Origin of the sequence: Asticcacaulis solisilvae (genome assembly GCF_052327315.1) — a bacterium.
In the GTDB taxonomy this organism is placed as follows: domain Bacteria; phylum Pseudomonadota; class Alphaproteobacteria; order Caulobacterales; family Caulobacteraceae; genus Asticcacaulis; species Asticcacaulis solisilvae_B.
The window spans coordinates 59,090-72,522 of sequence record NZ_CP166197.1 but is presented as its reverse complement, the minus strand read 5'-3'; the positions used below and the strand labels follow the sequence as shown (position 1 = coordinate 72,522).

At 64.9% G+C, this 13,433-nt stretch carries 10 protein-coding genes; 8 read left to right on the top strand and 2 right to left on the bottom strand.

Features of this window, described 5'->3' with window-relative positions; genetic code table 11:
• Positions 1-54: 54 nt before the first annotated feature.
• The 5 genes from AB8717_RS19695 (at position 55) to AB8717_RS19675 (ending at position 5,270) form a co-directional block, all read left to right on the top strand.
• Positions 55-1,077 carry an aldo/keto reductase gene (locus AB8717_RS19695; RefSeq protein ID WP_443751224.1) on the top strand — a complete coding sequence of 341 codons (1,023 nt, stop codon included), beginning with the start codon at positions 55-57 and terminating at the stop codon, positions 1,075-1,077.
• Positions 1,074-1,373: a UxaA family hydrolase gene (locus tag AB8717_RS19690; RefSeq protein WP_443751223.1), complete on the top strand. Its 300-nt coding sequence runs from the start codon at positions 1,074-1,076 to the stop codon at positions 1,371-1,373. The genes AB8717_RS19695 and AB8717_RS19690 overlap by 4 nt, the downstream gene beginning before the upstream one ends.
• A complete protein-coding gene (locus tag AB8717_RS19685; RefSeq protein WP_443751222.1) occupies positions 1,366-2,613 on the top strand; it encodes a UxaA family hydrolase in 1,248 nt (415 codons plus the stop codon). Before AB8717_RS19690 ends, AB8717_RS19685 begins: the two co-directional genes overlap by 8 nt.
• A 15-nt stretch (positions 2,614-2,628) precedes the next feature.
• On the top strand, positions 2,629-3,369 hold the full coding sequence (locus AB8717_RS19680; protein ID WP_443751221.1) for an SDR family oxidoreductase: 741 nt from the start codon (positions 2,629-2,631) through the stop codon (positions 3,367-3,369).
• A 95-nt stretch (positions 3,370-3,464) separates the two neighbouring features.
• Positions 3,465-5,270, top strand: coding sequence for an amidohydrolase (locus AB8717_RS19675; RefSeq protein ID WP_443751416.1), 1,806 nt, complete (start codon positions 3,465-3,467; stop codon positions 5,268-5,270).
• A 207-nt stretch (positions 5,271-5,477) separates the two neighbouring features.
• On the opposite strand, the gene AB8717_RS19670 is transcribed toward AB8717_RS19675, so the two are convergent.
• Positions 5,478-8,198 carry a TonB-dependent receptor domain-containing protein gene (locus tag AB8717_RS19670; protein WP_443751220.1) on the bottom strand — a complete coding sequence of 907 codons (2,721 nt, stop codon included), beginning with the start codon at positions 8,196-8,198 and terminating at the stop codon, positions 5,478-5,480.
• A gap of 282 nt (positions 8,199-8,480) precedes the next feature.
• Between AB8717_RS19670 and AB8717_RS19665 the strand changes: the two genes are divergently transcribed.
• The 3 genes from AB8717_RS19665 (at position 8,481) to AB8717_RS19655 (ending at position 11,973) form a co-directional block, all read left to right on the top strand.
• Entirely contained in the window at positions 8,481-10,409 is a 1,929-nt protein-coding gene (locus AB8717_RS19665) for an isoaspartyl peptidase/L-asparaginase (RefSeq protein WP_443751219.1), read from the top strand.
• 71 nt (positions 10,410-10,480) lie between these two features.
• Positions 10,481-10,957, top strand: coding sequence for a hypothetical protein (locus AB8717_RS19660; protein WP_443751218.1), 477 nt, complete (start codon positions 10,481-10,483; stop codon positions 10,955-10,957).
• A gap of 44 nt (positions 10,958-11,001) precedes the next feature.
• On the top strand, positions 11,002-11,973 hold the full coding sequence (locus AB8717_RS19655; RefSeq protein ID WP_443751217.1) for a hypothetical protein: 972 nt from the start codon (positions 11,002-11,004) through the stop codon (positions 11,971-11,973).
• A gap of 21 nt (positions 11,974-11,994) precedes the next feature.
• Here AB8717_RS19655 and AB8717_RS19650 read toward each other — a convergent pair whose 3' ends face one another.
• Complete coding sequence (locus tag AB8717_RS19650) at positions 11,995-13,431, bottom strand: GH1 family beta-glucosidase (protein ID WP_443751216.1); 1,437 nt, start codon at positions 13,429-13,431, stop codon at positions 11,995-11,997.
• Positions 13,432-13,433 lie beyond the last annotated feature (2 nt).

Genomic DNA, 13,433 nt, shown 5'->3' with positions numbered 1-13,433 from the left:
AAAGCCATCCAAGGCTTTGCACGAACTATAGATTTTATATATAAGAACTTTTTCATGATGACCTCACCGCCGCCCGATTCCGCTGTTAAGAACGCCACGCATTTGCGGGGTCAGCTGGGCTTTGGGACAGCGAGCCTGGGCAACCTTTACCGCGCCATCGATGATGAGACGGCGCACGCCACGGTCGCGGCGGCGCTCGATGCCGGCATCACCCACTTCGACACGGCGCCGCATTACGGCCAGGGCCTGAGCGAACGCCGGGTGGCCGACGCGCTTCTGGCGTCTGGCAAGCCCTTTATCCTGTCGACCAAGGTCGGCCGGCGCCTTGTCCCTATCGATGCCCCGGTCCCCGGCACCGAGCGCCACGGCTTTGTCGATGGCGATCCGTTCGAGCCCGAATTCGACTATAGCTACGACGGCGTCATGGCGGCGTTCGAGGACAGCCGGAAGCGCCTGAAAGGCGCGCGTGTCAGCGTGCTGCTGGCCCACGATATCGGCCGCGTCACCCATGGCGACGACCACGCGCGCCACCTGAAAGACTTCCTCGACGGCGGCTACCGCGCCATGCGCGCGCTGAAAGACCAGGGCGTAATCGATACCATCGGCCTGGGTGTCAACGAGTGGCAGATCTGCGAAGAGATCCTGGCGCACGCCGACCTCGACGTCGTGCTGCTGGCCGGGCGCTATACGCTGCTGGAACAGACGGCGCTCGACAGCTTCCTGCCGCTGTGCGTGCGCCGCAAGGTTTCGGTGCTGGCGGCCGGGCCGTTCAATTCCGGGATTCTCACGGGCGGCGACGCCTATAATTACAGCCCGGCGCCCGAGGCGATCCGCGCCAAGGTCAAGGCTCTGAAGACCGTGTGCGAAGCGCATGGCGTGTCGATTCCCGCCGCCGCCCTGCAATTCCCCCTGGCCCACCCCGCCGTGACGCGCGTCGTCGCCGGCATGGCGTCGCCGGCGGAGGTCGCGGCCAATGCCAGCCTGTTCGCCACGGTTATCCCGCCCGAACTGTGGGACGACCTGAAATCGCAAGGCTTGCTGCGCGCCGACGCCGTCGTGCCGGAGGCCGTCGCATGACCATGTCTCCGTTTATCCTTCTGCATCCCGACGACAACGTCCTGGTCTGCCGCGCCCGCGCGGAAGCCGGCCTCAGCGTCATCATCGATGGCGACGCAGTCGCCCTGCCGAAAACGATCGAGGTCGGCCACAAGATCGCGCGCACCGCGCTCAATGCCGGCGACAAGATCGTCAAGTACGGCGCGCCGATCGGTTCGATGATCGCGCAGGCTTCGCGCGGCGACCATGTCCACATGCACAATATGAAAAGCGATTACATCAAGAGCCACACCCGCGAGGCCACCGGCCATGGATAGCGCGCATCCTGCTTCCCGCCTGCCCGATCTTGGCACCCACACCTTCCCGGCGTGGCTGCGCAGCGACGGCCGCAAAGGCATCCGCAACATCGTCGCCGTCGCCTATCTGGTCGAATGCGCCCACCACGTGGCGCGCCGTATCGTACAGCAATCCGGCCGCGACGACGTCCACCTGATCGGCTTCCCGGGTTGCTACCCGAACGCCTACGCGCTGACCATGATGCAGGCCCTGTGCACCCACCCCAATATCGGCGGCGTCGTCCTGGTGTCGCTGGGCTGCGAAAGCTTCAACCGCGAGGCCCTGGCGGCGCACATCCGCGCGTCCGGGCGCAGCGTCGAGACCTTCGTCATCCAGAACGAGGGCGGCACGGCCGAGACCATCCGCAAGGGCGCCGAAGCCGTCGCGCGCATCCGCGCCGACGCAGACAAAACCCCGCGCGGCGACATGCACGTGTCGGAGCTGGTCATCGGCACGATCTGCGGCGGTTCGGACGGCACGTCCGGCATCACCGCCAATCCGGCGGTCGGCCGCTGCTTCGACGCGCTGGGCGCGGCGGGGGCAGCGTGCATTTTCGAAGAGACCGGCGAGCTGGTCGGCTGCGAGAAGATCATGGCGTCGCGCGCCATCACCCCGGAACTGGGCGCGGAACTCGAAGCCTGCGTACAAAAGGCCGAGGCCTATTACACCGTCATGGGCTTCGGCTCGTTTGCCCCCGGCAATGCCGAGGGCGGGCTGACCACCCAGGAAGAAAAGTCGATGGGCGCCTATTCCAAGTCGGGATCGGCGCCCATCAAGGGCATCCTGAAACCGGGCGACCTGCCGCCGACCGGCGGGCTGTACCTGCTCGACGTCGTGCCGGACGGCGAACCGCGCTTCGGCTTCCCGAACATTTCCGATAATGCGGAAATCATCGAACTGATCGCCTGCGGGGCGCACGTGACGCTGTTCACCACCGGCCGTGGCAGCGTCGTCGGCTCGGCCATCTCGCCCGTCATCAAGGTGTGCGCCAACCCCGAGACCTATCGCCGTCTGAGCGGCGACATGGATATCGACGCCGGCCGCATCATGGAAGGCCGCGCCACGCTCGACGAGGTCGGCGAGGAAATCACGGCCCTGGTGCTCAAGGTCGCCGAAGGCGGGCAAAGCCTGTCCGAGGCCATGGGCCACCAGGAATTCATTCTGACCTACAAGGCCTTCGATCCGACGGGTCCGGCCTGCCTGCCCCTTCGCCGGGCCTAAATTTCGGAGATCGATATGCGACTGAAGGGAAAAACCGCCCTGATCACGGCGGCCGGGCAAGGTATCGGCCGCGCCACGGCGGAGGCGTACCTGCGCGAAGGCGCCACGGTCATAGCTGCAGACATCAACGAAGAGGCGGTTGCCTCGATCGAAGGCGCCATTGCCCGCCGGCTCGACGTCACCGACAAGGACGCGGTCGCCGCCATCGCTTCTGAATTTCCGGAAGTAACCGTGCTCTACAACTGCGCCGGCACGGTGCATGCGGGCACGATTCTGGACTGCGACGAAGATGCGTGGAATTTCTCCATCGGACTGAACGTCACGGCCATGTACCGCACGATCCGCGCGTTTCTTCCCGGAATGTTGAAACACCACGAGGCGACAGGCCAGCAAAGCTCGATCATCAACATGTCGTCGATCGCCTCTTCGATCAAGGGCATTCCCAACCGCTTCGCCTACTGCGCCACCAAGGCGGCCGTCATCGGCCTGACCAAATCGGTGGCGGCGGACTTCGTAACGAAGGGCATCCGCTGCAACGCCATCTGCCCGGGCACGGTCGAGACGCCGTCGCTGCTGCAACGCCTGCGCGACACGGGCGACTTCGACAAGGCCTATGGCGAATTCACCGCCCGCCAGGCCATGGGCCGCTTCGGCAAGACCGACGAACTGGCGGCGCTGGCCGTCTATCTCGGTTCGGACGAGTCGAGCTTCACCACCGGCCAGCCGCACATCATCGACGGCGGCTGGGTGAACTGATCTCCCCCGGCTTCCCATAGGACATAGACGCCACGATTAAATCCGCATACCTCTTGTCGGCATTGTGCCGGTCGTGGAGGCTTGCCGTGAAATCGATGGTCGCCCTTTTGATATCGGCCTGCCTGGCCATCGGCTCATCCGCCGAGGCAAAGGACCGGCGGGCGGATACCGTCTTCGTCAACGGCACCATCTATACGGGTGACGCAAACGGCACGGTCGCCGAGGCCCTGGCGTTACGCGGCGGCGTCATCACCTATGTCGGCGCCAATGTCGGCGCCAAAACCGCTATAGGCCGCAAAACCCTCGTCATCGACCTCAAGGGCCGCATGGTCATGGCCGGACTGATCGACGGTCACATGCACCCGCAATCGGGCGGCCTGCGCATGCTCGACTGCAATCTGAATTACGAAGCGCTGACGGTGGCGCAGTTCCAGGCCAGGATCCAGGCCTGCGTCGACGCCGACACCAAGGCCGGCCCCGACGACTGGCTGAACGTCATCAACTGGTTCGAGCAGAACATGCAGCCGGCCGGCACGGTGCTCGACCACACCGCGCTCGACGGTGTCAGGACCACGCGGCCGATCCGCGTCCATTCGTCGTACGGCCACACCGACCTGGTCAATGCCCGGGCGCTCAGCCTGGCGCATATCACACGCGATACGCCCGACCCCAAGGACGGCGTCATCGTGCGTTTCGCCGACGGCAGCCCCACTGGCCTGCTCGAAGACGCCGCCAAGGACCTCGTCACCAACCTGATGCCGCAGCCTTCGCTCGAGAAGAACTACCAGGCGACGCAGAAGGCGCTGGCGGTCATGCGGGCGCAGGGCATCACCACCTTCCTCGACGCCTATACCGACATCGACACCCTGACCACCTACCGCAAGGTCCAGGCCGAGGGCTCCCTTACGGCGCGCGCCCATTTTGCCGTGTTGATCGACTCCGTGCCGAACTACGATCCGGACAGCGCGATCGCCGAGGTCCTGCGCGAGAAGGCGCAGTTCGACCAGGGCCCGCTGTCACCGGCTCCGTCGATGCAGCTGCGGACAGCAAAGCTGTTCCTCGACGGCGTCTATGGCGCGCCGTCCTTGACCGGCATCATGATCGATCCTTATTTCGAAAATCGCGGCACGGCTGAAAAGCCCGACTGGCGCCCCGGCACGAACCACGGCGTCAGGCCCTACTTCACCCAGGAACAGCTCGACACGACGCTGATCAAGCTGGCGGCGGCGGGGCTCGATGCCCACATGCACGCCGACAGTGACGGCGCGGTGCGGGAGGCGCTCAATGCCATAGAGGCCATGCGCAAGGTCCATCCGGGCGAGGATATCCGGCCCGCCGTGGCGCACGACGAGATCGTGGCGCCCGAGGACTTCCACCGCTTTGCCGAGCTTCACGCCCTGCCCGTCCTGTCTTTCCAGTGGGAAAAGCCGGCGGTCGACCTGAACGCCGCCAATTCCGGCTATCTCGGCCCCATACGGTGGGCGTTGATGGAACCGGCAGGGTTCCTGAAACTCTATGGCGCGCGTATCGTCTTCGGCAGCGACTGGCCGGTCGACCCGCTTGACGAATGGCTGGCCATGCAGGTCGCCGTGACGCGCTCCGCGGTCGGCGAGGACGCGCAGAAATATCCCGGCCGGCTGGGTATCGATCCCGGCCTAAGCGTCGCCGACGCCATCCGCGCCATGACGCTCGACGCCGCCTACAGCCTGCATCAGGACACAGTCACCGGTTCGCTCGAAGCCGGAAAGTACGCCGACCTGATCGTGCTCGACCGCAACCTGTTCCAGGTCCCGGCGACCGACATTGCCGGCACCCGGGTGCTGATGACCATGGTCGGCGGCAAGATCGTCTATAGCGACGGTTCGCTGACCGTCTCCGCCAGAAAAAAGGCCGGCTTGTAGCCGTATGAAGTGGCGCTGACGGCAAAGACGGCCTCCCCCCATCCGTCACTCGCTCCGCTCGCGCCACCTTCCCCGTAAACGGGGAAGGTGGCTGGATCGGCGCCAAGCCGGGCCAGACGGAAGGGGGAAGCGCGTCGTTATCGCAAGTCACACTACTTCAAGCGAAAACGCGAATCCCGCCCGTCCATCTCGACAAGCCAAGTTTGCCTACTTGAACTTATAGGTCAGTTGCAGGAAGCCCGACCGGCCGACGCCATCGTACCAGTTGGCATTGTAATAGGGATAGCTGACCCAGGTGTTGTCGTGCGGCGGCGCCGTATCGAGCAGGTTGTCGATGGCCAGCGAAATGCGCAGCTTCTCATTGATGTCGTAGCTGATCGACGCATTATAGGTGATGTAGGGCTTGACCCACGCGTCTTCGTCGTAGTTCGGCAGCCGGCCGGTATAGTTGCCGTCGATATTGAACGTCCAGGCCTTGTGTTTGAGATTGACGCTGAACGAGGCCTTGTCGCGCGGGATGTAGTAGTCGGAATCGTAGGCCAGCTTGTCGAGTTCGGCGTCGCCGGTATAGCGGATATAGGTGTGGTCGAAGGCGTGGGTATAGGACCCGGTCAGCGACACCTGACCGATCGGCGTCGGGATGCGGACGTGGGCGGACAAGTCGAGGCCCGATGTCGCTTCCTTTGAGACGTTGATCGGGTTGATGACGACGTAGCGGATGTCGCCGCTGCCGTTGCGCACGACGCGCGCGATGGCGTCCTGGCAGGTCGGGCTGCTGATGGTCTGCGTACCCAGGCGGCATTCGGCCTCGTCGCGCAGGATCGGATCGACGTCCAGGTCTTCGACCTCACCCGCCATGTCGATCTTGAAGTAGTCGATCGAGATGTCGAAGGCGCGCGACGGCGACCAGACGATGCCGGTGTTGAACGACCGGCTGGTCTCGGGCCGCAGGGCCTTGGAGCCGCTGGTCTGGACCTGGAAGCGCACATCGTCGCAATCGCTGGGATCAGCCGACGGATCGGCACTGAGGCATTGATAGTAGTCGGGATCGCTGCCTTCGACATAGCCCACGCCCTTGTAGACATAGTTGAGGTCGGGCGCGCGGAAGCCGGTGCCGTAGGCGGCGCGCAGCAGCAGGGTCGAGAACGGCCGGTATTCGAGGCCGAGATTGTAGGTGCCGGCACCGACATCGTGGCCGGCATAGTTGAAGTGGTCGTAGCGCCCGGCGAGGCTGGCCTCGACCTGCGACAGGACCGGAATGCTGAACTCCACGCCGGTCGCCCAGTGCGTGCGGTGGCCCTTGCCCGGAGAGTCGATCCAGCTGAAATAGTAGGGCGTCGTCGCCTTGGGATCGGTGCCGAGGTCGTAGTCCTGGCGGCCCATCTCGACGACGGCGGCGAAGCCGACGGGACCGGCCGGCAGGGTGAACAGGTTGGCCGTCTCGACCTGGGCCGACAGGGTGCCGACCGCGCTCTTCGGTTTGTAGATGCTGTCCTCGGCGATCGACGCATACTGCGCGGGCGTCAGCGGCGTATAGAAGCGCGTCGGATCGGCGTCGAAGACCGGCAGGCCGGTGTCGTCATCCACGCCCTGCTGGGCGCCCAGGAACAGGGCGTTGGCCTTGCGGAAGTTGATCAGCGGGAAGGTGACCCTGGAATCGTAGAGGCTGTAGTTGAACGAGGCCTCGTACTTCCACTTGTCGTCGGCGCCGAAGGTCCCGCGAATGCCGGGGGTCAGGGTCAGGGTCGTCGAATCGACATGGCGCATGGCCTTGTCGAGCCCGCCCATCTCCTCCGGCGTGAAGATGCGGTACCAGTTGTCGCCGATGCCGTCGTGGCTGTTCCAGAAGCTGCCGGTATCGTCGCCGCTCTCGTCCTCATAGCTCCACGAGGTCGGGCGCTTGAGCAGCTCGACCTTCGAGCGGCCGAACTGGATGTCGGTGAACAGGTGCGTCGTGTCGCTGAGATCGAAGGTAAAGGACCCGACCAGGTTGATGGCGTCGTGCCGCGACTGGATGGTCCGGTAGCCGACGGCGCTTTCGCTGCCGCAATAGGCGCCGGCAATCGTATCGCCGTCACCGTAATAGTCGTCGACCGCGTAATGGGTGGTGCCGCCGTTGGTGCCCGTGGTCAGGGCGCACTGCGCCTGCGTGGCGTCGTTGGCGTAATAGAGGTCCTGGTCGAGCCGCTGCCAGTTGGTGACCGGCACCTGATATCCGGAATCGGCCGGGGCATCGAGCGTCGAGTCCTGGCGCTTGCGCTGGTAGCCGTAGATCGGGTCCTGCTTGAGGATTTCACCGCCGACGACGCCATGGAAGCGGCCGAGGTCGAAACCGGTCGATCCCGACAGCTTGTGCGACATGCCGCCGCCATGGTCGGTCCAGCCGTAGCGATAGTCGATCGTCGAGCCGTCCGGATGGTCCTTGAGCCTGAAGTTGACGACGCCGGCCAGGGCGTCGGACCCGTAGATGGCCGAGGCCGAACCCGACAGGATTTCCACGCGCTCGATCATGCCGATCGGCAGGTTCGAGATATCGGTGAAGTTGGCCGATCCGTTGTACGGCATCGGATAGTCGGCGACGCGGCGGCCATTGACCATGACGAGCGTATGGTTGGGGCCGAGACCGCGCAGGTCGACAGCCTGGGCGCCGGGCGAAAAGTCCGCCGCGTCTCCCGACTGCTGCGACTGGGTTTCGCCGGAATTCTGGCTGACCGTCCGCATGACGTCCGGAACGCTGGCATAGCCGCCTTCGCGAATCTGTTCCGAGGTAATCGTCGTGACGGGCGCCGGGCCTTCCTTGCGCGACCGTGGAATGCGTGATCCCAATACGGTCACGACCGGCGTGTCGGCCTGTTCGGTCGTGGGCGCCGCCGGCTGCGACTGGGCATGGGCCGTGCCGCACAGGCCGATGAGGCTGCATCCGGTCAACAGGGTTAATTTGAAAAGACGGCGAAATGCATAAGGTTTCATTGCGCAACTCCTTGATGGCACGGGGGGCTGGTACGCGGGCTGAAATAGAATTCGCGGCGTGAGCGACAAATTGCTTTGAGCGCTTGCCAAATTGAATCAATTTTGGTGAATTGTGATCACAAAGTGGCGGCAAATTCAAACGAAAGGCCTCGCCTTGCGTCAAGTTTTCGTCACAATCCCGGCGGCTGTGTCTTTTTGCCCACGCAAGATATTACCGCTCTCCTGTCGAGGAAAATTTCCATGCGCGCATCCCTGTCGACCCTGCTCATCGCGGCCGCCCTGCTTGCGCCCGTGGCGGCTCATGCCGCCGGAGACTGGAAGGGCGGACCGGGCTACCGCACCTTCGTCATTGGCGACGAGACCACGCCCACGCCAGATCCGGTGAAGGGCGGCTTTTTGCTGTCGGGCGGCGGCGACTGGAATTACGACGCCTTCCGCTGGTTCACCGCCCATGCCGGCCACGGCCACCTGGTGGTGCTGCGGGCATCGGGCACCACGGAGTCGCAGGACGAATTCTATAACCAGGTCAAGGGCCTGGCGTCGGTGCGTACCTTCCTGTTCACCGCTCGCCGCGCCGCGTCCGACCCGAGGCTCGTCGACGCGGTTAAACATGCCGACGCCATCTTCATCGCCGGCGGCGACCAGTCGAACTATGTGCGCATGTGGCGCGGCACGCCGCTGAACGACGCCATCGATGCCGCCGTCGCGGCCAATAAGCCTATAGGCGGCACCAGCGCGGGCCTGGCCGTGCAGGGCAGCTGGCTGTACGGCGCCATGGACGGCGGCAGCATCACGTCCGACGAAGCGCTCAAGGACCCGCTGGGCAAGGCGGTGACGGTCGAAGGCGACTTCCTGCATTCGCCGCAACTGGCGCACGTCTTTACCGACAGCCATTTCGACGTCCGCGGGCGACTGGGGCGGCTGGTCGCCTTCGTCGCCAAGACCTCGACGCTGTCACCGGCGACGAAGCTGGCCGGCCTCGGTATCGACGAGGCCTCGGCCATGACGGTCGAGGCCGACGGCACGGCGCGCTTCTACGCCACCGACCCGAAAAAGCATGCCTGGCTGGTCCTGCCGGGCACGGTGAAAACGCTGGAAGCCGGTAAGCCGCTGGAAGAAAGCGGCGTGAAGGTCATCGGGCTCAACGCCGGTTCGCAGTTCAACATCGTCACGCAAACCGTCGATCGCCCGGCCTTCACGCGCACCTATGACGCGTCGGGTGGCGCGCTCAAGCAGCGCATGACGTGGTCGCTGGCCATCCACGGCGGCGCCGGCGTCATCGACCGCGGCGACCTGACGCCGGAACGCGACGCCGCCTATCGCGGTGCGCTGAACCAGGCGCTGGCTGCCGGCCAGGCCGTGCTGGAAAAGGGCGGATCGGCGCTCGACGCCGACGAGGCCGCCATAGAGGTGCTGGAAGACAACCCCCTGTTCAACGCCGGCAAGGGCGCGGCCATCGCCGCCGACGGCAAGGTCTATCTCGACGCCGCCATCATGGACGGGGGCACGCAGCGCGCCGGCGCGGTCGCGGCCCTGACCACGACGAAGAACCCGATCCTGGCGGCGCGCGCCGTCATGGAGCATTCGCGACACGTCTTCCTGGCCGGCGACGGGGCGGACGCCTTTGCCCGCGCGCAGGGCCTGACCCAGGTCGACCCGTCCTACTTCCACACGCCGGAGCGCGAAAAGATGCTGGAAGAGTGGCGCAAGGACCAGCACGCCGCGCTCGATCCGACCCACATGTACGGCACGGTCGGCGCGGTCGCGCTCGATGCCGATGGCCATCTGGCGGCCGCGACCTCGACCGGCGGCCTGACGGGCAAGGAATGGGGCCGCATCGGAGACTCGCCGGTCATCGGCGCGGGCACCTATGCGCGCGACGGCGACTGCGCCGTGTCGGCGACTGGGACGGGCGAATATTTCATCCGCGATTCGGCGGCGCGCCAGGTGTGCGACCGCGTGCGCTGGAACCATGAGGACATCGACAAGGCGGCCTACGACACCATCATGTCGGTCGGCGCCATCGGCGGCGACGGCGGGCTGATCGCCATGGACGCCCAGGGCAAGCCCAGCTTCGCCATCAACGATCTCGGCATGTATCGCGGCGCGGTGTCGTCGTCGTCGCCCGCACCAAGGACGGCCATCTACCAGGACGAGACGCTGAAATAGCCGATGGCGGCGCCCCGGCGGAACATGGCTTTGCCATTTTGCGCTGGTACCAGGATTGCGGAGGGGGACGCATGAACACCAGGACATCAAAACAAGGGTCACCGGAGCTGTGGCTGACGCCGCTTATCGGTCTCTGTCTGCTGGGGCCGCTGATCTGGCACTGGCGGATGCGGTTGCTGATCGGGCCGTTTGCCCGCGGCTGGCATGCTGAGCTGAAGGCAAATATCCTCCTCGACATCCTGATTGGCCTGGCGCCCTTGCTGGTCACCGCGGGCGTACAGCGCCTGTTGCGGATTCCGAAATGGCCGACCTGGGCGCAGGGTCTTTCGGTGGGCGTGCTGGGCGCTGTGATCGTCGGGACCTTTTATTATTATGCCCTTTACCCGCTGGCGAATTGGGCACTGGCTTCCGACGAAAGCTGGGGCAACGACCTTATCATGTATGCGGATGACGCGTTCAGCTTGGGCATTGCCGCAGGGTTTGGCGTGTTCGCGTCGGCTTTCGCGATAAACGCCCTTGTGCGGCGGCGCGCTTTGACGGCGGATTAACGCAACTGCGGTAAGGTCGGCGCCAATTCAAGGGGAGCCCTTCCATGACCGCCACCGCGCTTGCCGATCTGACGTCTACCCTGACAAACCGCGCCCGCATCAGTGCCGAAGACGTGCTGGGATTACGCCGCCTCGTCTGGGCCGACGCCTCGGTCAGCCGCGAGGAAGCCGACGCCCTGATGGCGCTCAACACCGCCTGCCCCGTCCAGGCGCCCGAATGGATCGACTACTTCGTCGAGGTCATGACCGACTATCTCGTCCGCCAGCAGCAGCCGGAAGGCTATGTCGACGCCGCCAAGGCAGAATGGCTGATGCAGTGGATCGACAGGGACGGCCGGGTCGACAGCCGCGGCGAGCTGGAGTTGCTGGTCAAGGTGGTCGAGACCGCCGCCTCGGTACCGCTGAACCTGCGCGCCTATACATTGAAACAGATCGAGGCTGCCGTGCTGACCGGTTCCGGTCCGACGCGCCGCGAGCGCGTCGATGGCAACGGGACGCTGGATGCTGGCTCGATCAACACCACCGAGGTCGAACTGCTCAAGCGCGTCATCTATGCCCAGGGCGGCGCGGACGGCTGGATCGTCTCGACCGAGGAAGCCGACATGCTGTTCCGTATCAAGGACGCGACCCTGGGCGCGCCCAATGCCGAGGGCTGGCCGGACCTGTTCGTGCATGCCGTCGCCAACCATCTGATGGCACACCGCAATTACCAGACCCTGTCGCGCGAAGACCAGATGCGCATCGACGCCTATGCCGCCGATACGGACATCCATATCGGGCGCTTCTTCCGCCGCATGGTCGGCCTGGAAAAGTCCACGCTGCCGGGGACGGTCCTCAACATTCCGGACGAAATCGCCGACGAACAGGCCGCCAAGGCCGATCGCAGGCTGACGGCGTCCGAAATCCGCTGGACGATCGGCCATATCCGCGAGGACGGCCGCTACGACAAGATGGAAAAGGCGTTGGTCGCCTTCCTCCGCAATGAAGGCGTCGTGCCGAAAACGGCCGGGATTTAACCCCCGGCCGCCTTACACGCGTTAAACGATCCGGTTCTGGCGGATGACTTCGCGGTACCAGGCCGCGCTCAGCTTGGGCGTGCGCTTCTGGGTGGCGAAGTCGACATAATGGATGCCGAAGCGCTTGGTGTAGCCGTCGGCCCACTCGAAATTGTCCATCAGCGACCACAGGAAGTAGCCCTTGAGCGGGTAACCTTCGGCGATGGCGCGGTGGAACTGGCCGATATAGTTGCGCAGGTACATGACGCGGTCGACGTCGTCGATATGGCCGTTGACGACCGGATCGTCGGCCGAGGCGCCGTTTTCCGAAATGTAGAGGGTCTTGGGGCCCCACATTTCGCTGACGTGACGTACACCCCAGTAGGCGACTTCCGGACCGACGATCAGCCACGGCGACGCCATGCGCGGCGACGAACCGATATGCGGGATGGTGACATAACCCTTGGCATTGTCTTCGGCCCGTGCCCATTCCGGCGCGTAGATATTGAGCGAGACGAAGTCCAGCGCGCTGCCGATGGCGGCCATGTCGCCGGCCTGGACCTTGGGGGCGTTGGCGCCCTGCTCCGTCAGGTATTCGTCGATATAACGGCCTTCCATGATGGCCGTCAGGAACATGGCGTTGTTTTCGCGCGTCGCCTTCTTCGCCGCGGCGATATGCTCAGGCGTTTCCATGACCGGCACGTAGAAGACGGTGTTGTCGGCGATGCCGACCTGCGTTCCGGCCTTGGCCTGGGCGCGGATGGCCTGAACGCCGAGGCCGTGGGCCAGCACGCCATGGTGGCGGACCTGGTTCACCTCGGCCGGCGACAGCTTGAGGCCGGGCGCGTGAATGCCGACCTGGTGGCCGAGATCGGTGAAGCAGCGCAGTTCGTTGACCGTCATGAACTTGTGGATGCGGTCCGACAGCTTGCCTGCCATGAAGCCGGCATAGTCGGCATAGGCCTTGGCCGTGTCGCGGTTCTGCCATCCGCCCGGCAGGGCCTGAGGCAGGTCCCAGTGGAACAGGGTGACATAGGGCTCGATGCCCTGAGCCAGCAGACCGTCGATGACCTTGTTATAGTAGTCGATGCCCTTCTGGTTCGGCTTGCCCGTGCCGTCCGGAAAGATGCGCGACCAGGCGATCGACATGCGGTAGGTCGAGACGCCGAGGTTTTTCAGCAGCTGCGTGTCTTCGGCATAGCGGTGATAGCTGTCGCAGGCCACGTCGCCCGTGTCGCCGTTGGCGACCTTGCCCGGCGTATGACAGAAGACATCCCAGTTGGTCTGGCCGCGGCCGTCTTCCTTGACGGCGCCTTCGACCTGGTAAGCCGCGGTGGCGCAGCCCCATTTGAAATCCTTGGGGAAGCTGAGATCGATGGGCGTCGCGGCAGAGGCCTTGCCCGCCAGCCCGCCCAGCGTCAGGGCCGAGCCCGCGGCGCCCAGCATCTTGCCGAGATCCCGGCGATTGAAGTTCGTCATAA